Consider the following 22,380-nt stretch of genomic DNA (forward strand, 5'->3'; position numbering starts at 1 on the left):
CCGGCCAGGAAGGGAACGGCTCACGGGCGTACGCTGATCTCATCGACCCCGTCAGTACCTCTGCGTGCAGGATCAGGGGGTGGGAAACGTGCCGGAACCCCACGGCGGACACACTCCGCCGCCGCCCGCCGCACCCACTGTTGTCAGCTCCCGTGCCGGTGAGAAGGGCCTGAAGACCGGCGCCCTCGGCCTGGTCTCCTCGGTGGCCATCGGCCTGGCGAGCACCGCCCCGGCGTACAGCCTGGCCGCGACGCTCGGCATCATCGTGGTCGGGGTCGGCCTGCAGGCGCCGATCATCACCATCCTGGCCTTCATTCCGATGCTGCTGATCGCGTACGCCTACAAGGAGCTCAACGCCTCCGACCCGGACTGCGGCACCACGTTCACCTGGGGCGCGCGGGCCTTCGGGCCGCGCACGGGGTGGATGGGCGGCTGGGGCATCGTGATCGCGGACATCATCGTGATGGCGAACCTCGCCCAGATCGCCGGCGTCTACGGCTTCCAGCTGTTCGGCTTCGACGGCCTGGCCGAGAGCACCGTCTGGACCACGGTCGCCGGGGTGGTCTGGATCATCGTGATGACGGCGATCTGCTACATCGGCATCGAGATCTCGGCCGCCCTGCAGCGCTGGCTGCTGTGCATCGAGGTCGTGATGCTGGTGCTGCTCTCCGTCACGGCCCTGGTCAAGGTCTACGGGGACCACCCCCCGGACACGGCGGTCCACATCAGCGGATCGTGGTTCAACCCGTTCGAGGTGACCTCCACGACGGCCTTCACCGCGGGCATCCTGGCCGCCGTCTTCATCTACTGGGGCTGGGACACCGCCGTGTCCGTGAACGAGGAGACCGAGGACGCGGCGCGCACCCCGGGGCGGGCCGCCGTCATCTCCACCGTCCTGCTGCTGCTCATCTACGCCCTGGTCTCCACCTCGGCGCAGGCCTTCGCCGGCATCGGGACGGAGGGCATCGGGTTGGGCAACGAGGACAACGCCGGGGACGTGCTGTCCTCGCTCGGCGGCGCGGTGTTCGGCAGTGCGGGCCTCGGCTGGTTCCTGACCAAACTCCTGATCTTCATGGTGCTGACCTCCTCCGCGGCCTCGACCCAGACCACCATCCTGCCGACGGCCCGGACCACCTTCTCGATGGCCGCGCACCGGGCCGTCCCCCGCCAGTTCGCCCGGGTGCACCCGCGCCACCGCACCCCGACCTGGTCCACGGTCGCCATGGGCCTGGCGTCGATCGCGTTCTACGTGCTGCTCACCGCGATCAGCGGGAACGTGCTCGCCGACTCGATCGCCTCGGTCGGCCTGGCCATCGCCTTCTACTACGGCCTGACCGGCTTCGCCTGTGTCTGGTACTACCGCAGGGTGCTCACCCGGAGTGTGCGGGACTTCGTCTTCAAGGGCCTGATGCCGCTGCTCGGCGGACTGCTGCTGCTGTACTTCTTCTGCTACGGGGCCTTCGACGTCTACGCCGACCCGGACTACGGTTCGACCTCGATCGACCTGCCGCTGTTCGGGGAGACCGGCGGGGTGACCGTGATCGGCATCGGGGCGCTGCTGCTCGGCGTGGTGCTGATGCTGGTCCAGTGGGCGGTCGACGGCTCCTGGTTCCGGCACCCGGACGTCCCGGTGGAGGCGGCGGACCCGGCCGACGCCCCGCGGGGCTGAGGCCCCGACCGGCCCCGCTCCGGGGGGCTCTCCGGGGGTCTCTCCGGAGACCTCGACGGAGGGGCCGGTCCGAACCGATCATCTGATGCGCGGTTTCAAACGCAACACATGCACACGTTCACCCTTTCGAGTGCACAGGATCATGCGAAGCGGCTCAGATCGTTCCGCCGCGCCTACGGTTGGGCAGCAAGCGAGACGGGGTCCGCCGCATGTGGAGATCCCTTTCTTCGGACGAGGCGACGGCCCGTCATGACGTGTCCCCCTTCACAGAGGAAGGTTCTCCCATGCCCGTGGCCACGAGCAGCGAGACACCGCAGACGTCGCACCACCCGCACCCCGGCCGCAGGGCGGCGGTGCGGTCATGAGCGGCACGGCGCTGGAGCAGATCCTCCGCGGACCGAGCGGGCTGGGCACCGCCGGACTCAGTCTGACGCCTCGTCAGGAACCTTCCGCCGGGCCGGAGTCGGCGACCCCGGCGGCCTCGGGCAAGCCGGGTGTCGGCGACCCGATCCCCGGGCTGTACTTCCACCCGATCGCCGAGCCGGACCCGGTGCGGGTCGAGGAGGTGAACCGGCGGATCAAGCTGTGGGCCGAGGAGGTGGAGCTCTATCCGCCGGACTGGGAGGAGGAGTTCGACGGCTTCTCGGTGAGCCGCTACATGGTCGCCTGCCATCCCGACGCGCCCAGCGTCGACCACGTCATGATCGCCACCCGGCTGATGGTCGCCGAGAACGCCGTCGACGACTGCTACTGCGAGGACCACGGCGGTTCGCCGATCGGCCTCGGCAGCCGGCTGCTGCTCGCCCACACCGCCCTCGACCCGGTGCACACCACCGCCGAGTACCAGGGCGCCTGGCGGGAGTCGCTGGCGTCGGACGCGCCCCGGCGCGCCTACCGATCGGCGATGGAGCACTTCGACCGGGCCGCCACCGCCTCGCAGTCGGACCGGTTCCGGCACGACATGGCGCGGCTGCACCTCGGGTACCTCGCGGAGGGCTCCTGGGCCCAGGAGGAGTACGTCCCGGAGGTGTGGGAGTACCTGGCGATGCGTCAGTTCAACAACTTCCGCCCCTGCCCGACCATCACGGACACCGTCGGCGGCTACGAGCTGCCCGCCGACCTGCACGCCCGGCCCGCCGTGCAGCGGGTCATCGCGCTCGCCTCGAACGCCACCACCATCGTCAACGACCTGTACTCGTACACCAAGGAGCTGCGCTCGCCGGGCGTCCACCTGAACCTGCCCGTGGTGATCTCCGAGCGGGAGGGCGTCGGCCACCGCGAGGGCTACCTCAAGGCCGTCGAGGTGCACAACGAGCTCATGCACGCCTTCGAGGCGGAGGCGGCCGCACTCGCCGCCACCTGCCCCGTCCCGGTTGTGGTGCGCTTCCTGCGCGGCGTCGCCGCGTGGGTCGACGGCAACCACAACTGGCATCAGACCAACACGTTCCGTTACAGCCTGCCCGACTTCTGGTAACCAAGGAGCTGAACCGTGTCCGTCACCGACACCACCCCCGTGAACCGCACCGCCGTCCCTGGTCCGGCCACCCCGTACCAGGGCGACATCGCCCGTTACTGGGACCACGAGGCCCGGCCGGTGAACCTGCGCCTCGGCGACGTCGACGGCCTCTACCACCACCACTACGGCATCGGCGAGGTCGACCACGCCGCGCTGGGCGCGCCGGACGACAGCGAGCGCGAGAAGAAGCTCGTCGCCGAGCTGCACCGGCTGGAGTCCGCGCAGACCGACGTCCTGCTGGACAACCTCGGTGACATCCGCCCCGAGCACACCCTGGTCGACGCGGGCTGCGGCCGCGGCGGCTCCATGGTGATGGCCCACCAGCGCTTCGGCTGCAAGGTCGAGGGCGTCACGCTGTCCGCCAAGCAGGCCGAGTTCGGCAACCGGCGGGCCAAGGAGCTCGGCATCGACGGCTCGGTGCGCGCCCAGGTCCGCAACATGCTGGACATGCCGTTCGAGGCCGGCAGCGTCCGGGCGTCCTGGAACAACGAGTCCAGCATGTACGTCGACCTGGAGGACCTGCTCGGCGAGCACTCCCGGATCCTGTCGGTCGGCGGCCGCTACGTCACCATCACCGGCTGCTGGAACCCGACCTACGGCCAGCCCTCGAAGTGGGTCTCCCAGATCAACGCCCACTTCGAGTGCAACATCCACTCCCGCCGCGAGTACTTCAAGGCGATGGCCGACAACCGCCTGGTGCCGAACGCGGTCATCGACCTCACCGCGGCCACCCTGCCGTACTGGGAGCTGCGCGCCACCGTGCCGTCGCTGGTGACCGGCATCGAGGAGGCGTTCATCAACTCCTACAAGGACGGCTCCTTCCAGTACCTGCTGATCGCCGCCGACCGGGTCTGACCCCGCGTCGCCGCACGGCGAGGACCCGGCCCGGCCGCACGGCGGCGGGCCGGGTCCCGTGCGTCCGGGGGGCGTCCGGGGGGCGTTCGGGGCCGCCCGGGGAAGTCCCGGAGGGCGTGCGGGGAACGTTCGGGGGCGTCCGGGAACAGGGCTGGTCGACGGGACGTCGGAGGCGCGTGATATGCAGTGCATCCGAGTGGCCACTGCGAGGCCATACGAACGAAACCGCTGACCGTCCCGGTCGACGAGGTCTCAGGGGGCCGCACCATGTCCTTTTTCCGACGCCGATCAGCCGATGACGCCCCGGCGGGTCCGGCCGGCCGTCGGAGCCGCGGCCTCGGGCGGAAGGCGCCGCGCGGCCTCACCCCGGTGCTCGACCTCTCGCACGGCGACGAGGAGCTGCGCCGGCTGCGCGCCCTCGCCGACGCGGGCGACTGGAACGCGGTCGGCTCCGTCCTCACCGAGATCGAGGACGCCGCCGAGCTGACCTGGCTGCTCCACCGGCTCTCCTCCGTCGAGGGTACCGAGCGCTGGCTGGCCACCGCCGTCGCCGAACGCCCCGAGGACACCCTGCTGCTGCTGTTCTCCGGCGCCCGGCACATCGCCTGGGGCTGGGAGGCCCGCACCGGACAGCGCGCCCAGCAGGTCACCGAGGAGCAGTGGCGGCTCTTCCGCGAGCGGCTCGGCACCGCCGAGGAACAGCTGCTGGAGGTGGCCGAGCGCGAACCGTCCTGGCTCGCCCCCTGGTTCTTCCTGCAGATCGGCGCCCGCGGCGCCTCGCTCGGCCCGGGCATCGCCACCGCCCGCTTCGACGCCGCGCTGCGCCGCGACCCCGAGCACCTCGCCTCCCACCAGCAGCGGCTGCAGCAGCTCTGCGCCAAGTGGGGCGGCTCGCACGAGGAGATGCACGCCTTCGCCCGCCGGTCGATGCTCGACGCCCCCGAGGGCAGCCCGCTCGGCGAGATCGTCGCCCTCGCGCACCTGGAGCACTGGCTCGACCTGCCCGACGGCGAGGACCACGCCTACCTGACCGGCCCGACCGTCCGCGCCGCGCTGCGCGAGGCGGCGCAACGCTCCGTGCTGCACCCCGCCTACCGGCGCCGGCGCGACTGGCGGGCCACCCACAACGTGTTCGCGATGGTCCTGTCGCTCGCCGACGAGCGCGAGCTCGCCCGCGCGGTGTTCGCCACCCTCGACGACGTGGTCACCGACTGGCCCTGGTACTACCTGGGCGGCGACGAGGCCGAGAACTTCCGCACCCACCGCGACCGCTGCGCACCCTAGGGGCCCGGGCCTCCCGGTCCCGCGACGCCCGGCCCCGCGACCCCCGCTGGGGCCGCCGCCGGGAGCCGTCGCGCCGCCCCTCCCCATGCCCGAACCGCCCTTGCGATCGAAAGAGCCACCGGTGTCCCCATCCGAGAACCCGACGAGCGCGCACACCTTCCAGGTCGACCTGCGCGGCCTGGTCGACCTGCTCTCCCACCACCTCTACTCCAGCCCCCGCGTCTACCTGCGCGAACTCCTGCAGAACGCGGTCGACGCCATCTCCGCCCGGCAGGCCCTCGACCCGTCGGCGCCCGCCGCGATCACCGTCCGCACCGACCACGGGCTGACCGTCACGGACACCGGCATCGGCCTGACCGAGCAGGACGTCCACACCTTCCTCGCCACCATCGGCCGCAGCTCCAAGCGCGACGCCGACGGCCGCCTCGACGGTGACGGACTCGCCCGCGCCCGGGGCGACTTCATCGGCCAGTTCGGCATCGGCCTGCTGGCCTGCTTCGTCGTCGCCGACGAGATCACCGTCGTCACCCGCTCCGCCGCCACCCCCGACGCCCCCGTCATCGAGTGGCGCGGCGGCTCGGACGGCCGCTACACCATCCGCACCCTGCCGGCCGAGGCCAAGCCCGAGCCGGGCACCACCGTCCGGCTCGCCCCGCGCGCCGACGCCGCCGAGTGGACCCGCACCGACCGGGTGATCTCGCTGGCCCGGGACTTCGGCAGCCTGCTGCGCCACGAGGTCACCGTGGTCGACGGCCGGGGCGAGACCACCCGGGTCAACCACACCCCGCCGTGGGCCGAGCGGCACGGCTCCCCGCTGGCCCGTCGCGAGGCGCTGGCCGCGTACTGCCGCTCGACCTTCGACTTCACCCCGCTCGACACCATCGAGCTGGACCTTCCGCTGGTCGGTCTGCGCGGTGTCGCCTACGTCCTGCCCGACGCCGTCCCGCCGTCCCGCCGGGCCGGTCACCGGGTCCACCTCAAGGGCATGCTGCTCTCCGACCACGCCGACGAACTCCTGCCCGACTGGGCGTTCTTCGTCCGCTGCGTGGTCGACACCGACGGCCTGCGGCCCACCGCCTCCCGCGAGGGCCTGTACGCCGACGAGATGCTCGCCGCCGTCCGCGACGCGCTCGGCACCCGGATCCGCGACTGGCTCACCGGCCTGTCCGCCAGCGACCCGGCGCTGCTGCACCGCTTCATCTCGGTGCACCACCTGGCCGTCAAGGAACTCGCCCGCTACGACGACGAGTTGCTGCGGATGCTGCTGCCCTGGCTGCCGTTCGAGACCACCGACGGCAATGTCACCCTGGACGAGTTCGCCCGCACCCACCCGGTCGTGCTGGTCACCCGCACCGTCGAGGAGTTCCGCCAGGTCGCCCCGATCGCCGGCGCCGCCGGGCTCGGCGTCGTCAACGGCGGCTACACCTACGACCGCGACCTCGTGCACCGGCTGCCCGAGATCCGGCCCGGCACCTCTGTCGCCGACCTCGACCCCAGCACCGTCACCGCGCACCTGGACACCGTCGACCCGGCCGCCGAACTCGCCGCCTCGGCCTTCCTCGCGGTGGCCCGCGAGGTGGTCGGCCGGTTCGACTGCGACGTCGCCCTGCGCAGCTTCCACCCGACCAGCGCGCCCGCCCTGCTGCTCGACAACCGGGAGGCCAGGCACGAGCGCGGCCGCGCCCAACTCGCCGAGGAGGCCGACGGGTTGTGGGCCGACATCCTCGGCTCGCTGCGCGCCGAGGTGCCCCGGGCGCAGCTGGTCCTCAACCACCTCAACCCGCTGGTGCGCCGGGCCGCCTCGATCGTGGACCGCGAACTCGCCGTCACCGCCGTCGAGACGCTCTACGGGCAGGCCGTGCTGCTCACCCGCCGGCCGCTCACCTCCAGCGAGAGTGCCCTGCTCAACCGCTCGTTCATCAGCCTGCTGGACCACGCGATGCTCGGCCACGAGGCCGCCGGCCGGTCCGGCGGCGGCGCGCAGGGTCCGCAGGACCCGCAGAAGGAGGCGTGATGCTGGACACCATCGACGCGGTGATGGCCGCGCTGCGCGACAACGACGCCCGCCCCTACGGCCGGCCCCGGACCGTCACCGCCGAGGAACTCGTCGACGCCGCCGACCGGTTCGACGACACCGGGCTGCGCGCCATGGCCCTCCTGGAACTCATGGAGGCCTACGAGTACGACGGCGAGCGGAGCAAGGCCCCGGTGGTCTTCGCCCGCGTGCTCAAGCTCTGGGACGCCGACCGGGGCAGCTTCGGCGAGTGGGCGACCCAGCAGGTGTTCTGGCGCTTCAAGTGGGTCGCCACCTCGCTGCTCGGCACCCCCGACGTGCCGCTCGCCTCGGTCCGCCGCTGGCACGGCGAGATGCGCGACCGCTACCGTGCCGCCGGGCACGGCCTCCAGCCCTACTACGCCCAGCGCTTCCACCTCGCCGCCCACATCGGCGAGGACGTCCAGGACGCCTACGAGCTGTGGGCCGCCCGGCCGCGCACCGAGCTGAGCGACTGCCACGCCTGCGAGGTCCGCGCCGCGGCCTCCCACCTGGTGCGCCAGGGCGACGACGCGGCCGCGCTGGACGCCTGGCGGCCGGTGCTCAGCGGTGAGAGCACCTGTGCCGAGGAGCCCCATGTCAGCCACGCCCAGGCGCTGCTCCCGCTGCTGCGCCAGGGCCGGCTGGACGAGGCCCGCTCCAGCCACCTGGTCGGCTACCGCTTCGCCCGCGGCAAGAGCGGGCTGGTCCGCTCGGTCGGCCAGCACATCGAGTTCTGCGCGCTGTCCGGCAACGAGCCGCGCGGGCTGGAGATCCTGGCCGAGAACCGCGACCTGTTCGGCGTCACCGGCGACCCGGCCGGCCGGCTGGACTTCCTCACCGGCGTCGAGGTGCTGATCGCCGGCCTGGCCCGGGCCGGCCACGGCGCGCTCACCGTCAGCGGCCCGCCCGGCCGGAGCTGGACCGTCGACACCCTGCTCGCCCATCTGCGCACCGAGGCCGACGCCCTGGCCGCCCGCTTCGACGCCCGCAACGGCACCCCGGCGGTGGGCTCCCGCCGCCGCGACCGGCTCGCCCGCCGGCCGCTGCTCGCCGAGCCGCTGGCGCTCGGCGTGCGGGCCCCGGCCGCGCCGGAACTGGCCGCCGTCCCGGTCGTGCCGGCGGTGCCGGTCCGGGAGGTCGAGCCGGAGCCGGAGGACTTCGCCGCGCTGGTGCTCCGCGCCCGCGAGCTGCAACTGCTCGGGCACCCCGACGCGGACCGGCTCTGGCGGCGGATCGGCGAGCGGTTCACCGCGGGGGGCGAGGACGAGGTCACGGGTGCGGCCGACCCGGACCGGTTGGGTACGGTCGGGCAGCTGCGCGCCGAACTCGCCGAGCGGCGGGCGCACGCGGCGCTCGACCGGGAGGACTGGGAGGAGGGCGCCGCCGAACTGCGGGGCGCCGGTGACCTCTTCGAGCGGGAGGGGCTGGCCGGGCGGGCCCTCGCGGCCCGGACCCGGGCGCTGGTCGCCGTCCTCGTCGGGAACGACTCGGGGGACGACTCCGAGGGTGGTTCGGACGGCGACGCGGCCGGGCCGGCCCGGGCCGTCGACTGGGCGGCCCTGGACGCCGCGCTGGCCCTCGCCGACGAGCTGGCCGCCGCCCCCGGCGGCCCCGCGCTCGCCGACGACGACTACCTGGTCGTGCTCCAGTGCCGCGCCTACGCCGCGCACCACGAACTCGTCCTGGCGCTGCCCGAGCCGCCCGAGGAGCCGCCCGCCGAGCAGGCCGGGCGCTTCGCGCTCGCCGTCACCGCCTACCGCGAGGCGGCCGCCGCCCGGGGCTCCGTGCGCCGGCTGACGGTGGCCCGCCAGTACGCCGCCGACGTCGCCGCCCGGCAGGGCCGGATCGCCGAGGCGGCCGAGGAACTGCGCACCGTCATAGCCGAGTTGGAGCAGGCCGGGCAGCCCTGGCACACGCCCCGCGCGTACGGGCTGCTGGGGCAGGCGCTGCTGCAGAACGGCGAGCAGGCCGAGGCCGTGGAGGTGCTGCACCGGGCCCTGGCCGCCGCCGCCCGCTGGGCCGACGAGTCCTACCCGTTCGCCGCCACCTATCTGATGGCCGGGCACGCCAGCGCCCACCTCGGGGACACCGGTGCCGCGATCCGGGCGCTCTCCGAGGCCGCCGGACGCTTCGACCGCAAGGGCCCGGCGGGTGCCGGGGACGCGGCCAGGACCAGGCTGCAGCTCGCCGACCTGCTGAGCACCGCGGACCGGCCCGCCGACGCGGTGGCCGTCCTGGAGTCGGTGCTGGCCGACGCGGCCGCCGCCGGCCCGGAGGACCGGCTGTTCGCCCAGGCCAGGCTGGACCTCGCGCGCGGCCTGTTCACGCTGGACGAGTACCGGGACTCCGCCGAGGAGTACCTGCGGCTGGCGACCGCCCTGGAGGGCTGGACCGAGGACCTGCACCTGCGCACCATGGTCGCCGCGGAGGCGGCCGTCGCGCTCGCCCTCGCCGACCGCTGGGAGGCGGCGCACGCCGCCAGGTCCCGGGCGCTCGCCGCGCAGGAGCAGTGGCCGCAGACCGGTCCGGTCTCCGCGATGCTGCGGCAGTTCGCCCGGCTGGTCGTGCAGCAGGAGGGCGCGGAGGGGCTGGAGCAGGCACTGGCCCGGCTGGCCGAGGCGGACGCCGTGCGCGAGCGGGCCGAGCGGGCGGAGCCCGACACCGACGCCTGGTACCTGCGGGCCTCCGTCCACTACGAGCGGGCCCGCGCCTACGCGGTGGCGGACCGCTACGAGGAGGCGCTGACCGAGGCGGACCTCGCGATCACCGCCTACGAGGCGGGCGGCGAGCGGGCCGAGACCCCGCGCGCCGAGGCCGTCCGGCTGGCCGCGCTGATCGAGGGCACCGACCTCGGCCGGACGTCGGCGGCCCGGGCGCGGCTCGCCGCCGCCGTCGAGCGCTGCCGCGAGTACGGGCTGGAGGAGGCCGCGGAGATCCTGGCGGACCTGCGCGAGCGGCTCGCGGACTGACGCGTCGCCGGGGACGGTGGGGCGGGCCGGTGCGGTCCGCCCCACCGTCACGGGCTCAGCAGGGGCCGTCGTCCCCCCAGACGCCCCACTGGCCGCTCGCGGTCGGCACCTCGTTCAGCGTCCACCACTTGGCGTGGTACTTGTGGCCCTGGTAGGAGACCTTGGCGCCGCCGGTGTACACGGTGGCGCTGTCCCAGGGCTGGTCGAGGCAGCTGCCGGGGCTGGTGGGCGGGGTGGTCGGCGGCGTGCTGGGCGGGGTCGTGGGCGGCGTGGTCGGTGGGGTGGTGGGCGGGGTCGCCCCGGCGAAGCGGACCGTGAACTTGGTGAAGTCCCAGTCGTTCTGCGCCACGCTGGAGCAGGAGCCGGACAGCCCCGGGTCGACCGGCCCCGGGCACTGCCGGTCCCGGTTGACCGACCAGTAGGTGTAGCGGGCCAGCTTGTGCGCGAGCGCGAAGTCCAGCACCGCCTGGAAGTCCGCCTGCCGGAAGTACTCGGCGGCGTCGGTGCGGCCGTTCATCAGCGAGACGCCCTCGTGCGCGTAGGCGTCCGCCTCCGACCAGCCGAAGGTGGTGCGCAGCAGCTGGTTGAACTTCACCAGCGCGTCGGTCTGCGCGGCCGCGCCGCTGAAGCCGCCGTCGAACGGCATGATCGAGTAGTTGTCCGGGGTGAAGCCCTGGGCCTTGGCCTCGTTCAGCATCTGCTGGCCGAACCAGCCGGTGCCTGCCGCCGTGGTGCCGGCCGTGGTGATCGAGATGTACAGCCCCGGGTTGTTGCGCTGCAGGATGCGGGCCGCGCCGATCTCGTTGTGGATCGCGGCCGTGTTCTCGTACTCCGGTTCCTCCAGGTCGAAGTCGATCGCCTTCAACTGGTACTTGTCGACGACCTTCTGGTACCCGGCGGCGGTCGCCTCCGGTGTCCCGCAGGTCTGGCCGAGCTTGGTGCCGCCGTAGCCGCCGATCGAGACGGAGACGTCGCCGCCCTTGGCCCGCACGGTCCGGATCACGGCGGGCATGGTGGTGTCGGTGTCGATCGGGGACGTCCCGCCCCAGGACGGGACGCAGCCGCCCTTGTCCAGGATGAACGCGAGCTGGAAGGCCTTCTGGCCGGTGGCGTCCATCACCGTGGAGACGTCCGGCGGGCTGTTGTCCTCGGGCATCAGATAGGGCGCGGAGGCGTACCAGTTGCTGCCGATGCCGCCCGCGGTGACGGCGTCCGCGGTCCCGGTGCCGGCGGTGGCGACCAGGCCGCCGGTGGCCAGCGCGCCGGCCACCAGGCCGAGCACCCCGGCGGCGGCGAGGAGGCCGCGGGGGGAGCGCAGGCGGGGCCTCCGGTCGGACGGGTGCGGGAGCTGGGGCGGGTTCGGCTTTCGGTCCGGCTGTGGGGGAAGTGCACGTTCCATCGGGATCTGCCTCTCCAGGAAACGGCGGACTGCGGCCCACCCGCGCCAACAGTGGGGGCGGCGCGCCGGGCCGACGGCGCCCCGCGTCGGGGTCGGGCCGCCGCGAGGCCCTCACTGGTATAGACCTGTCCTGAGGGGGCGTCAACCGCCCCGGCCGCTGCTCCGCGTGCGACCGGGTCGCGCCGACGGAAGGGCGGCAGGTGGCCGCCGTCGGGGCGGTGGGCCGGTCAGGACGCGGCGACGGGCTTCCCGGGGCCGGGGTGCACCGCCGCCAGCAGGCCCGTCACCGCCGGGGACCACGGCCGCCCGGCCGGGCCGGTGAGGGTCAGGGTGCGGTGCGTGGCCGGCCGGATCGGCACCAGGACGCAGTCCGGCGGCAGCATCGGCTGCGCCAGCGCCGGCATCACCGAGACGCCCACCCCCGCGTGCACCATGCCGATCAGCGTGTTGAGGTCACGGATCCGGTGCCGGGGCGAGAAGCGGACGCCGGCCCGGCGGTAGGCGTCCCGGACGTGCCGTTCGCAGCCGCCCTCCGAGAGCAGGAAGTCGTCGTCCTCCAGGTCCGCCACGTCGACGCCCGCCTCGCCCGCGAGCGGGTGGTCGCGGCGCAGCAGCGCGTGCATCGAGTCGGCGCCGAGCGGCACCGCCCCCGGCAGCGGCCGGTCGACGTCCACCAGGACCGCCGCGTCCACCGTGCCGGTCTCCAGCCAGACGGCCAGCTCGTGGTCCTCGCCCTCGAAGACCCGCACCGTCAGCCGGGGGTGCTCGGCCCGCCAGTCGCGCAGCAGGGCCGGCAGCAGCCCCTGGCAGACGGTGGTCGGCGCGGCCAGCCGGACGGTGCCGGTCAGCCCGCCGCCGTGGTGCTCGGCGATCGACCGGACCGCCGTGGCGGAGGCGACCGCCGTCCGGGCGTGCGGCAGGATCCGCTCGCCCAGCGGGGTCGGCCGGGCGGGGGTGCCCCGGTGCAGCACGGGCGCGCCCAGCACCCGTTCCAGGGCGGCCACGGCGTGCGAGACCGCCGACTGGCTCACGCCGAGCTCGGCCGCCGCCGACCCGAAGCCGCCCGCGTCCGCCACCGCGACCAGCGCCCTGAGCTGGGCGAGGTTCACCTCCTGGGCCATGAGACTTCCTCATCCACGCCGCGCCGTCACTTGTTGGACTCATGATCGGCCCACCGGCGACCCTCTGTCCATCGAGTACGAGCGGGGGTCGGGCCGGGCCGGTCCGGACCTGCGGCAGGGAAAGGCGGGTGGTCGGAGTGCGAGGGCGCTGGTGGCCGGGGTTCGTGGTGCTGTCGGCGATCTGGGGTGCGAGCTTCGCCCTGATCAAGGTGGCGGTGGAGGCGGGGGTGCCCCCGGTCTGGGTGGCGGCCTGGCGCTGCCTGCTCGGCGCGGGCGCGCTGTGGGTGATCCTCGCCGTCCGCCGCGAGGCCGTCCCGCGCGACCCCGCCGTCTGGGGCCACAGCGCCGTCGCCGCCGTGCTGCTGAACGCGGTGCCGTTCGTCCTCTTCTCCTACGGGGAGACCCGGGTCAGCTCGGTGCTGGCCGGGGTGCTGAACGCGGCCACCCCGCTGTTCACCATGCTCTTCGCGCTCGCCGTGGTCCCGGGGGAGGCCCGGCCCGGTCCGCGCCGGCTCGCCGGACTCGTCCTCGGCTTCGTCGGGGTGCTGACCGTGCTGGGCGTGTGGCACGGCTTCGGCGACGCCTCCACCGGGGGGCCGGCCGGGGGAGCGGCCGGGGCGGCGGGACCGTCCGGCGGTGGAGCGGGCGCGGTGGCCGGCGGACTGGCCTGCCTGGCCGCGACCTGCTGCTACGGCGCCGGCTTCGCCTACCTGCGCCGCCACCTCGCGAGCCGTCCGCAGTCGGCGACCGCCCTGTCCGCCGTCCAGATCACCTGCGGCGGTGCCCAGCTCGCCGTGGCCGCCCCGCTGGCGGCGGGCGTCCCGCACTGGCCCGGGGTGGGCGCCGCGGCCGCCCTGCTGGTGCTCGGCGCGCTCGGCACCGGCGTCGGCTACATCCTCAACCTCGACCTGGTCCGCACCGCCGGGACGGCCGTGGCCGCCGCCGTCACCTACGCGACCCCGCTCTGGGCGACGGCGATCGGCGCGCTGCTGCTCGCCGAACCGGTCGGCTGGAACACCCTGGTCGGCGGCCTCGCGGTGATCGCCGCGGTCGCGCTCACCCGGCCGCCGGCCGTCGGGGGAGGGGGAGGACCGGCCGTCCGGTGGGGCCGAAGGGCGCGTCAGCCGGTCGGTTAGGGTGGGGTGATGGGCACGGGGCGGGCGACGGCCGAGGACACCGGGGCGGGCGCGACCGGGGCGGTCGGCGCCGCTTCCTCGTTCCTCTCCGCCACCACCGCCGCCGTTGAGGCCGCCGAGGCCGCGCAGGCGGCCGGGGCCGCCGACCGGTCGGCCGAGGTGGCCGTACTGGCCGCCCTGCGGGCCCGGCCGCTGCGCTTCCCGCTCACCCGCGACTCCCTGCGCTGCTGGGCCTACCTGGCCGGCGGCGCCGTCCTGGGGCTGGTGACGGTGGTGCTGCTGCTCGCCCTGACCGCGCTCGGGCTCGGACTCTCGGTGGTCGGCGTCGGCCTTCCGCTGCTCCTCGCCGTCGCCCTCTCCGGCCTGCCGGCCGGGGCCCTGGAACGCCGCCTGCTCAGGCTCGTCGAACCGGCGCCGGTGCCCGACCCGCACCGGGCACTCCCCGGGGCCGGGCGCCCGGCCCGGCTGCGCACCCGGCTGCGCGAGCGCGCGACCTGGCGCGAACTCGCCCACACCCTGCTCGTCGCCCCGCCGCTCACCGCCGCCGGCCTCGGTCTGACCGCCCTGCTGCTGTTCTCCGCGATGCTGGTCGTCAGTCCGGTGGTGGTCCAGGTGCTCGCCCCCGAGACCGTGATGCTGATCCCCGGCCACGCCGTGCCCGGACCGCTGCACGCGCTCCCGTTCACCGCCGTCGGCCTGGCCGGGCTCTACCTCGGCGGCCACGCCGGGGCGCTGCTCACCACCGCCCACGTCCGGCTGGCCCGGCTGCTGCTCGGGCCCCGGGAGGAGGACCCCGGTGGCCGGGTCCTCGAACTGACTCGGTCCCGGGCCCGGTTGGCCGACGCCTTCGAGGCCGAGCGCCGCCGCATCGAACGCGATCTGCACGACGGCGCCCAGCAGCAGCTGGTCGCCCTCACCATGACGCTCGGCCTGGCCGCGCACGAGCTGCGCGAAAGCGCGGGCGCGGGCGCGGGGGACGGGGACGCGGGCGCCGGGGCGCTCGCCCTGGTCGACCGGGCCCGGGGCGAGGCCCGGCAGGCGCTGGAGCAACTGCGCGGCCTGGTCCGGGGGATCCACCCGCAGGTGCTCACCGACCACGGCCTGGCCGCCGCCGTCGCCGAGGTCGCGCTGCGCCACCCGGTCCCCGTCGAGGTCGACCTCGACCTGCCGGGCCGGCTGCCGGGCCCCGTCGAGAGCACCGCCTACTTCACCGTCACCGAGGCCCTCACCAACGCCGCCAAGCACAGCGGCGCCACCACCGTCACCGTCCACGGACGGGTCACGGACGGCCGGCTGGTGCTCCAGGTGACCGACGACGGCCGCGGCGGGGCCGACCCGGCCGCCGGGACCGGACTGCAGGGGCTGGCCGACCGGGTGGCGATCCTGAGAGGACGACTGATGGTGACGAGTCCGACCGGCGGGCCGACCGGGCTCCGGCTGGAGGTGCCGTGCTCCGGATAGTCCTCGCCGAGGACGCCGTGCTGCTCCGGGCCGGCCTGGTCGAACTGCTCACCCGGGGCGGCCACCTGGTGACCGCCGCCGTCGGCGACGCGGACGCCCTGGCCGCCGCCGTGGACGCCGACCGGCCCGACATCGTCGTCACCGACGTCCGGATGCCGCCCGGCTTCCGGGACGAGGGGCTGCGCGCCGCGCTCGACCTCCGCTCCCGCCACGCCGACCTGCCCGTCCTGGTGCTCTCCCAGTACGTGGCCACCCCCTACGCGACCCGGCTGCTCGGGGCGGCGGGCGCGCAGCGGGCCGGGCTCGGCTACCTGCTCAAGGACCGGGTCGGCGAGGTGTCCGAGTTCCTGGACGCGCTGCGCCGGGTGGCGGCGGGCGAGACGGTGATCGACCCGGACGTGGTGCGGGTGCTGCTCCGGCAGCAGTCCGCGGACCGTCCGATCGCCCGGCTGACCCCGCGTGAGCGCGAGGTGCTGGGACTGATGGCGGAGGGCCTCAACAACCAGACCGTCGGCGCCCGGCTGAACATCACCGAGGCCTCCGTGGTCAAGCACTGCGGCAACATCTTCATGAAGCTCGACCTCGACCCGGTGGAGGGCAACCGCCGTGTCCTCGCCGTCCTGGCCCACCTCGCGGACCTGCACGGCGAGTAGCGCCGCCGCCCGTGACCGGCCGGGGCTCAGGCCTCGGACGGTGGCGGCGGGTTGTCGCGGAGCAGGTCGTGGCCGACGTCGGTCAGGGTGTGGCGGACCTGCCTGCCCTCGCGGCGGGTGGCGATCAGACCGGCCGTGCGCAGGGCGGCGGCATGGGCGGAGGCGGAGGGCGGGGTGACGCCGAGCCGCTGGGCGAGCTCGGTGGTGGAGCAGTCGCCGCCGGCGACGGCGCGCAGGACGCGGGCCCGGGCGGCGCCGAGCACGGCGGCGAGGCCGTCGGCGGCCGGTGTCCGGGCCGAGGGCCCGGCGGCGTTGGTGGCGATCGGGGCGGCGGCCGGGGCGGCGATCGGGTGCAGCAGCAGGCTCTGACGGTCGGGCCCGGCCAGCAGGCTGATGCTCCGTTGGACGAAGTAGTTGGGCCGGAGCTCCAGGCCCCGGCCGCCGAGCTCGAAGGAGCCCTCCAGGTCGCCGAGGGTGCACTCCAGCACCCCTTCGTCCCGCCAGACGGCCTTGGGGTGGAGCGAGTCGAGCATCTCGCCGATCCCCGAGCGGGCGGCGGTGCGGGCCCGGACGGCGATGTCGGCCTCCAGGGCGCGGCGGATGTCGGGCCAGTCCGGGGCGAGGCAGGCCCGGAACAGCGCCCAGGCACCGTCGCTGACCTCGCGCAGGCCCCGGCTGCCGTCCTCGCGCAACCGGGCCAGGGCGGCCGGGACCTCCGGGCCGCTGCCGAACATCGCGACCCCCTCCTCCACGGCCTGCTGCGGGACGGAGAGCAGCGCGTCGAGCTCGTCCGTCAGCTGCCGGCGGACGGCGTCGAGGTCCGCCACCATGAAGTCGGGGACGCCGACCGGGCTCGCGTTGACCACCTCCAGGAAGCGCACGGCCCGGTGCGGCACGTGGCGGCGGACGTCCCGCCACCAGCGCTCGCTGCGCGACCCGCTGCCCTGGTGCACGCCCAACCGGGCCGAGCCGGCCATCAGATGGTCGAACGGGGATATGACGAAGCGGGTCCTCGCGAGGTCCGCGACCCCGAACCGCAGTGCGATCACGAACCTACCCCCGACCCCCGCAGCCTTTCTGACCTGCCGCGTTGTTGACTATTAGGCCCAGAGGCTAATGCATGGCCGTCCGGCGGTTCCCGTTGGCATGCTCTCTCTCGTCGGCGCGGCGGAGGCCCGCTCCGGCCCCCACCACGAGGGGAGTGGGGGCCGGAGCACGTTCCTCGACCGGGCGTTCGTGGATCCGGACGCCCGGTGCCGCCCGGCGGATCGTGCGCTGTCCGACAGGGCCTCATGTGGCGTCTGCCGTGCGCGGGTCGAGCGGGTCGAGCGGGTCGGGCCGGCCGGGGCGGTCGTGCGCGTCGGGCCGGCCGGGGCGGTCGTGCGCGTCGGGGTGGCCGGGGTGGTTCTGCGGTGGGGTGAGGAGCGCGACCAGGCGTTCGGCGGTGGTGTCCCAGGACCACTGGTCGCGGACCCACCGGCGGCCGGCGGCGCCCATCCGGTCGCGCTCGGCGGCGGGGGCGCGGAGGATGCCGGTGATCGCCGCCGCGACGGCGGCCGGGTCGCGGCCGTCCACCACGGTGCCGTTGACGCCGTCCAGGACGGCGTCCGGCGCGCCGCCCGAGCGGCCCACGACCACCGGCAGTCCGGCGGCCGCCGCTTCCAGGAAGACGATGCCCAGGCCCTCGGCCTCCAGCCCGGCCCGGCGGGTGCGGCACGGCATCGCGAACACGTCGGCCGAGGCGTAGTCGGCGGGCGTCTGCGCGTGCTCGCGGCCGCCGGCGAAGACGACCGAGCCCGGTTCGGTGTGCCGCCGGGCGAGTTCGCGCAGCCGGCGTTCGGCCGGGCCCCGGCCGACCAGGACCAGGACCGCGTCGGGCACGCTGCGCCGGACCAGCGGGAGCGCCCGGACGAGGGTGTCCTGCCCCTTGCGCGGGACGAGCCGCGCCACGCAGAGGATCACGGGTGCGCGCGGGTCGGCGGCCTCCTCGCGCGTCCCGGGGCGGAACAGTTCGGTGTCGACGCCCGGGACCAGCCGTTCCAGCCGGGGTGCCGGGCCGAGCGCGGGGGCGATCCGCTCACGGGTGTGGGCGCCGAGGAAGGTGACGACGTCGACGCTGTCGCCGATCCGCCGCAGCAGTCGCCGGGCGACGGGGGTGCGGGCCCACCAGATCTCGTGGCCGTGGGTGGTGGCGACGGTCCGCCGTATGCCGGGTGCCTGCCGCCGCAGCTCCGGGGTCATCGCGGCGAGCGGGGCGGCGGCACCGAACCAGACCCGGTCGCACCCGTACGCCCGGGCGAGCTCGGCGGCCCGCCGGGTCACCCGGGGGGTGGGCAGCAGCATCCGGGACCGGTCGCGGACCACCGGGAACGGCAGCGCGGCGTCGTGCCGCTCGGCACCCGGTTCGGCCGAGGTGTAGACGACGACCTCCCCGGCGGGCAGCCGGGTGGCCATGGCGTGGACGAAGGTCTCGATGCCGCCCTGACGGGGCGGGAAGTCATTGGTGACGACGAGGGTGCCGGTCATGGGGCGGGAACCACCTGGGGTGCGTGCGGACGGGGCGTTCGCGGACGGGGTGCGTGCGGACGGGGTGCGTGTGCGCGAGGGAGGAGCGGGAGCCGGCGGGGCCGGGAGAGGAGCGGGAGGTGGGGGAGGTGGGCGAGCCGGGGGAGGAGCAACAGGAGGGCGGGCAGCGCGAGGTAGCCGAACCGGCCCGCGGGGGCGAGCAGGAACGCCAGGGCGAGGCCCAGGGCGAGCCGGTCGGCGGCGGCGCGGGTGTCCCGTGGCGGGCGGCTCACGAGGGACCGGGCGACGGCGGCCCCGGCGAGCAGCAGCAGCGCGACGGCCGCGTACCAGCCGACCGGGCCGAGGTCGGCGAGCAGCCGTCCGGGCAGCGGGCTGCCGGCCGGGGTGGGCAGGTCGCCGCGCCCGGTGGGGAAGGCGAACACCTGCTGCAGCAGCGGTCCCGGGGAGCGCAGCGCGGAGGGCAGCACCAGGGCGGCCGTGCCGGCGACGGCGGTGACGGCGGCCCGCAGCGCGGCGCGCCGTCCGGTGGTGGCGGCGAGCAGGGCGACCACCACCGCGACCGCCGGCCAGGCCGTCCACTTGAGCGCGCAGGCCAGGGCGAGCGCCCACCCGGCGGCGACCGGCCGGGCCCGGCCGGCCAGGGCCAGGGCGAGGACGCAGAGGCCGGTCAGCGGCAGGTCGACCCCGCTGACGCACAGCGGCAGCGCGACCACCGGCGAGGCGACGAGCGCCGCCACCGGGAGCGCGGCGGGGAGCCCGCCCGTGACCGATGCCGTGACCGTTGCCCTGAGCGCCGCCGAGGCGCTGTGACGTCCGGGTCGCCCGGGTCGCCCGGGCCGTCCGGGTCGGCGCCGGGTCGGCGGGGCGGCGGCGGCCAGGCAGCCGAGGAACGCGGCGGCGCACCAGAGCCTGGCGTCCCCGGCCACCCTGGCCGGCCAGCCGTCCGTACCGAACAGGGCGCGGGGCAGCCCGAACAGTGCCATCCCGGGGAGGTAGGGCGTGTACTCCGCGACCGTGCGCGGCTCGGCCAGGTACGGCGTCCCGTGCCGGAGCAGCAGCTCGCCCGAGCGCTCGATGACGGCGACCTCGCTCTGCCCCTGCCCGCCGACCAGCAGCACGAGCAGCGGCACGAGGACGGCGCCGAGCAGCGCGACCGCCACCGAGCCCGCCCGCGCCCACCGTCGGGGCAGCACGAGCACGGCGACCGCCGCCGCCAGGTACCCCGCCGCCGCGCACAGCCCCCAACTCCGGTGCGGACCCAGGCCGGACACGAGCGGGAACGCCCCCGCCCACCCGGCGGCGAGCACCCACCCGCCGCACCACAGCGCCCGCCGCCCGCCGGGAGGACGGGGGACGCGGTGGACCCGACGCGAGCCGGCGGCGGTTCGGGAACCGGGGCGGTAACCGGTCCGGGAGCCGGTCCGGGAGCCAGGGCGAGGATCCGGGCGGGGACCGGTGTCGGTGTCGGTGTCGGGGTGACGGGTGGAGCGACGGGCAGGGTGAACGGTGGGGCGAACGACGGGGCCGGGAACGGGAGGACGCGGGGTACGGACGCGGTGAATCAGCACCACTTCATTGCAGCGGCGCAGGTCAGCGAGGTCATGGCGGTCAGGTCGAGTCCTTAGGTCGGGTTTCCCCTACCACCGGGCGGGCGCGCCGGGCGGCCCCCGGGCTCCGGGGCGGGTGCGGGCGGAACGGACGACGGGCACGGCGTGGGGCTCCTTCGCGACAGCGGACTTTCCGAACAAGGGAATTCGTATCCGACCTGACGTTCGGTGTCCACCGAATTACGCACCGTGCCGATCGCTCGCTATCGTGGGCGGTGTGGTGAACTCCTGGGACATGGCGGTCGAGCGGGTGCAGGAACGATTGGCCGCGGCGCCCGCCCTGCGGGCGGTGGCCGACGAGGAGGGGCGCGAGTTCGCGCTCTGGGATCTCGCGGCCTGTGCCGAGGGGGAGTTGGGCGAGTCGGTCGACCCGGCGGCGATCGGCCCGGCCGAGGAGGCCCGGCTGCGCGCCCGGCTCGGCGAGTCCGGCCGCGAATGGCCGGGCGGCGAGCTCTACCGGCGCCGCTACTGGCTGCTGGGCGATGGCCGCCCGGGCGCCCCCACCGGTCGCGTCGTCCCGGTCGGAACCGTCGCGGTCGACAACTGGACCAAGGGCGCGGGCCAGTTGGCCGTCTCCTCGCTCCATCTGCGCCCCGACGCGCGCGGCCGGGGCCTGGCCGCCGCGGCCCTCGACCGGATCTACCGCGCCGCCACCGCCGAAGGCCTGTCCGGTTACCGGCTGGAGGCGGACTGGGCCTGGCCCCGGGCCGTCCGCTACTACCTGCGCCGGGGCCTCTGGGTGCGGTCCTGGAGACACGCCATCGGTCTCACCCGGATGCCCCAACTCCCGCCCTACCAGGTCCGGGAGGAGCAGGACCGGCTGGTGCTGCTGGTCGCCGACCGGCCGTCGGGCGCCCCCTCCGGGGAGGTCTGGACGCCGCTGCTCGCCGCCGGCCGCGAAGGCCGCTGGCTGCGGTTGGACGAGACCGCCGCCTACCGGCAGGCGGACGGCTGGGTGCACGACTACGCCCGCTCGACCCTCGCGCTGCACCTGGCGCTCGCCGGCCGTCCGCTGGTCCGGGGCCCGCAGTGGTGGGCGGAGGCCTGGCGCTGGTCCGACGGCGGGGAGCCGGAGGGACTGGCCCAGCGGATCGAGCAGTTCGAGCGGTTCGGGCGACGGCGCGGCGCGGAGGACCGGGCGTCGGCCCCGCCCGGTGCAGCTCTGCCCGGTGCAGCTCTGCCGGGTGCGGCCCTCCCGGACGGCGCCCTGCCCGCTCCCGCTCCCGCCCCCGCTCCCGCCCACCGCCCCGGCGCAGTGGCACCGTAGGACCACCGCCCGGGACCGGGGCCGCCTCCTGGGCCGGGCCCCCGCCCCGAACCGGCCCCACCCCTGGAAGACTCGACACCATGGCAGAGATCGAGATCGACGGCGGCCCCGCCGACCCCGCCCGGCTGGCGGCCCTGGGCCTGATCAACTACGGCCACTTCACCACCCTGCGCGCCGAGTCCGGCCGCGCCCGAGGCCTCGCACTCCACCTGGACCGCCTGGTCCGCGACTGCCGCACGGTCTTCGGCACCGAGCTGGACCCCGCGGAGGTCCGGGCCCGGATCCGCCGGGTGCTCCCCGCCGACGGCGCGCCGGTGATCGTCCGGGTGACCGTGTTCGACCCGGCGCTCGGCCTGGAGCGCCCGGCCGCCCCCGCCACGCCCCACCTGCTGGTCACCACCCGCCCCGCGCCGACGGCCGTGCCCGGCCCGCTGCGGGTCCGCACCACCGCGTACCGGCGCGAGCTGCCGGAGGTGAAGCACGTGGGCCTGTTCGCCCTGGTCCACCAGCGCCGGAACGCCCAACTCGACGGCTACGACGACGCCCTGCTGCTGGACCGCGCCGGCCGCCTCGTCGAGGGCACCACCTGGAACCTCGCCCTGTACGACGGCCGCACGCTGGTCCGACCGGAGACCGACGCCGCGCTGCCCGGTGTCACCACCGCCCTGCTCGCCCGCGCCCACCCGGGACCGCAGCGGCACGAGGTCCTCTCCCCGGACGACCTGGGGCGCTTCGTCGCCGCCGTCGCCGTCAACGCGGGCGTGGGCGTCCGCCCGATCGCGGCGATCGACGGCACCTCCTTCGACCCCGCCCACCCGGTCGTCGCGGAGCTGCGCGCCGCCTACGAGAGCGTGCCGGGGGACGAGATCTGACCCGCCGCCA

General features: G+C 75.4%; 15 protein-coding genes and 1 pseudogene. 11 read left to right on the plus strand and 5 right to left on the minus strand.

The annotated features are described in order from the left end of the window. The first annotated feature begins 88 nt into the window (after positions 1-88). The 6 genes and pseudogenes from ACW14Y_RS30485 to ACW14Y_RS30510 all read left to right on the plus strand — a co-directional run bounded on the left by ACW14Y_RS30485 (position 89) and on the right by ACW14Y_RS30510 (position 10,328). Entirely contained in the window at positions 89-1,669 is a 1,581-nt protein-coding gene (locus ACW14Y_RS30485; RefSeq protein ID WP_456984076.1) for an APC family permease, read from the plus strand. A 322-nt stretch (positions 1,670-1,991) separates the two neighbouring features. Next, a pseudogene (locus ACW14Y_RS30490) lies at positions 1,992-3,143 on the plus strand (family 2 encapsulin nanocompartment cargo protein terpene cyclase); the annotation flags it as partial. Between the two features lie 15 nt (positions 3,144-3,158). Beyond that, positions 3,159-4,040, plus strand: coding sequence for a geranyl diphosphate 2-C-methyltransferase (locus ACW14Y_RS30495; RefSeq protein WP_380301655.1), 882 nt, complete (start codon positions 3,159-3,161; stop codon positions 4,038-4,040). A 369-nt stretch (positions 4,041-4,409) separates the two neighbouring features. Next, the gene (locus tag ACW14Y_RS30500) at positions 4,410-5,324 is read left to right on the plus strand and encodes a hypothetical protein (protein WP_380301657.1); all 915 of its coding nucleotides are present in this window, start codon (positions 4,410-4,412) and stop codon (positions 5,322-5,324) included. An 85-nt stretch (positions 5,325-5,409) separates the two neighbouring features. Further along, positions 5,410-7,338 (plus strand): HSP90 family protein, encoded by a 1,929-nt coding sequence (locus tag ACW14Y_RS30505; RefSeq protein WP_266313707.1) that lies wholly within the window; start codon positions 5,410-5,412, stop codon positions 7,336-7,338. Beyond that, positions 7,338-10,328 carry a hypothetical protein gene (locus ACW14Y_RS30510; protein WP_456984078.1) on the plus strand — a complete coding sequence of 997 codons (2,991 nt, stop codon included), beginning with the start codon at positions 7,338-7,340 and terminating at the stop codon, positions 10,326-10,328. Before ACW14Y_RS30505 ends, ACW14Y_RS30510 begins: the two co-directional genes overlap by 1 nt. Before the next feature lie 55 nt (positions 10,329-10,383). Here ACW14Y_RS30510 and ACW14Y_RS30515 read toward each other — a convergent pair whose 3' ends face one another. Both ACW14Y_RS30515 and ACW14Y_RS30520 read right to left on the minus strand, forming a co-directional pair. Then, complete coding sequence (locus ACW14Y_RS30515) at positions 10,384-11,601, minus strand: carbohydrate-binding protein (protein ID WP_456988294.1); 1,218 nt, start codon at positions 11,599-11,601, stop codon at positions 10,384-10,386. 353 nt (positions 11,602-11,954) lie between these two features. Continuing rightward, positions 11,955-12,848, minus strand: coding sequence for a LysR family transcriptional regulator (locus tag ACW14Y_RS30520; RefSeq protein ID WP_456984080.1), 894 nt, complete (start codon positions 12,846-12,848; stop codon positions 11,955-11,957). 128 nt (positions 12,849-12,976) lie between these two features. Here ACW14Y_RS30520 and ACW14Y_RS30525 point away from each other — a divergent pair, with 128 nt between their 5' ends. Genes ACW14Y_RS30525 through ACW14Y_RS30535 form a run of 3 tightly spaced genes read left to right on the plus strand, consistent with a single transcriptional unit; the run spans position 12,977 to position 16,098 of the window. Further along, complete coding sequence (locus tag ACW14Y_RS30525) at positions 12,977-13,984, plus strand: DMT family transporter (protein WP_456984082.1); 1,008 nt, start codon at positions 12,977-12,979, stop codon at positions 13,982-13,984. 9 nt (positions 13,985-13,993) lie between these two features. Continuing rightward, entirely contained in the window at positions 13,994-15,445 is a 1,452-nt protein-coding gene (locus tag ACW14Y_RS30530) for a sensor histidine kinase (protein ID WP_456984084.1), read from the plus strand. After that, the gene (locus ACW14Y_RS30535) at positions 15,433-16,098 is read left to right on the plus strand and encodes a response regulator (protein WP_380301669.1); all 666 of its coding nucleotides are present in this window, start codon (positions 15,433-15,435) and stop codon (positions 16,096-16,098) included. Before ACW14Y_RS30530 ends, ACW14Y_RS30535 begins: the two co-directional genes overlap by 13 nt. A gap of 26 nt (positions 16,099-16,124) precedes the next feature. Here the strand turns inward: ACW14Y_RS30535 and ACW14Y_RS30540 are convergent, their stop codons facing one another. From ACW14Y_RS30540 to ACW14Y_RS30550, 3 genes are all read right to left on the minus strand, one after another. Next, positions 16,125-17,147, minus strand: a complete 1,023-nt coding sequence (locus tag ACW14Y_RS30540; protein WP_456984085.1) for an ArsR/SmtB family transcription factor — start codon at positions 17,145-17,147, stop codon at positions 16,125-16,127. 241 nt (positions 17,148-17,388) lie between these two features. Further along, positions 17,389-18,624, minus strand: coding sequence for a glycosyltransferase family 4 protein (locus tag ACW14Y_RS30545; protein WP_456984086.1), 1,236 nt, complete (start codon positions 18,622-18,624; stop codon positions 17,389-17,391). Next, the gene (locus ACW14Y_RS30550) at positions 18,621-19,931 is read right to left on the minus strand and encodes a glycosyltransferase 87 family protein (RefSeq protein ID WP_456984088.1); all 1,311 of its coding nucleotides are present in this window, start codon (positions 19,929-19,931) and stop codon (positions 18,621-18,623) included. The genes ACW14Y_RS30545 and ACW14Y_RS30550 overlap by 4 nt, the downstream gene beginning before the upstream one ends. Positions 19,932-20,448: 517 nt before the next feature. Here ACW14Y_RS30550 and ACW14Y_RS30555 point away from each other — a divergent pair. Together ACW14Y_RS30555 and ACW14Y_RS30560 are read left to right on the plus strand one after the other, a co-directional pair. Further along, entirely contained in the window at positions 20,449-21,498 is a 1,050-nt protein-coding gene (locus ACW14Y_RS30555; protein WP_456984090.1) for a GNAT family N-acetyltransferase, read from the plus strand. A gap of 80 nt (positions 21,499-21,578) precedes the next feature. After that, complete coding sequence (locus ACW14Y_RS30560) at positions 21,579-22,370, plus strand: aminotransferase class IV (RefSeq protein WP_456984091.1); 792 nt, start codon at positions 21,579-21,581, stop codon at positions 22,368-22,370. Positions 22,371-22,380 lie beyond the last annotated feature (10 nt).

Source organism: Kitasatospora sp. cg17-2 (assembly GCF_054031055.1).

Excerpts from the sequence above, each read along its gene's own strand:
- ACW14Y_RS30545 (WP_456984086.1), bottom strand. The coding sequence starts at position 18,624 with ATGACCGGCACCCTCGTCGTCACCAATGACTTCCCGCCCCGTCAGGGC.
- ACW14Y_RS30560 (WP_456984091.1), top strand. The coding sequence starts at position 21,579 with ATGGCAGAGATCGAGATCGACGGCGGCCCCGCCGACCCCGCCCGGCTG.
- ACW14Y_RS30510 (WP_456984078.1), top strand. The coding sequence starts at position 7,338 with ATGCTGGACACCATCGACGCGGTGATGGCCGCGCTGCGCGACAACGAC.
- ACW14Y_RS30520 (WP_456984080.1), bottom strand. The coding sequence starts at position 12,848 with ATGGCCCAGGAGGTGAACCTCGCCCAGCTCAGGGCGCTGGTCGCGGTG.
- ACW14Y_RS30505 (WP_266313707.1), top strand. The coding sequence starts at position 5,410 with ATGCCCGAACCGCCCTTGCGATCGAAAGAGCCACCGGTGTCCCCATCC.
- ACW14Y_RS30530 (WP_456984084.1), top strand. The coding sequence starts at position 13,994 with ATGGGCACGGGGCGGGCGACGGCCGAGGACACCGGGGCGGGCGCGACC.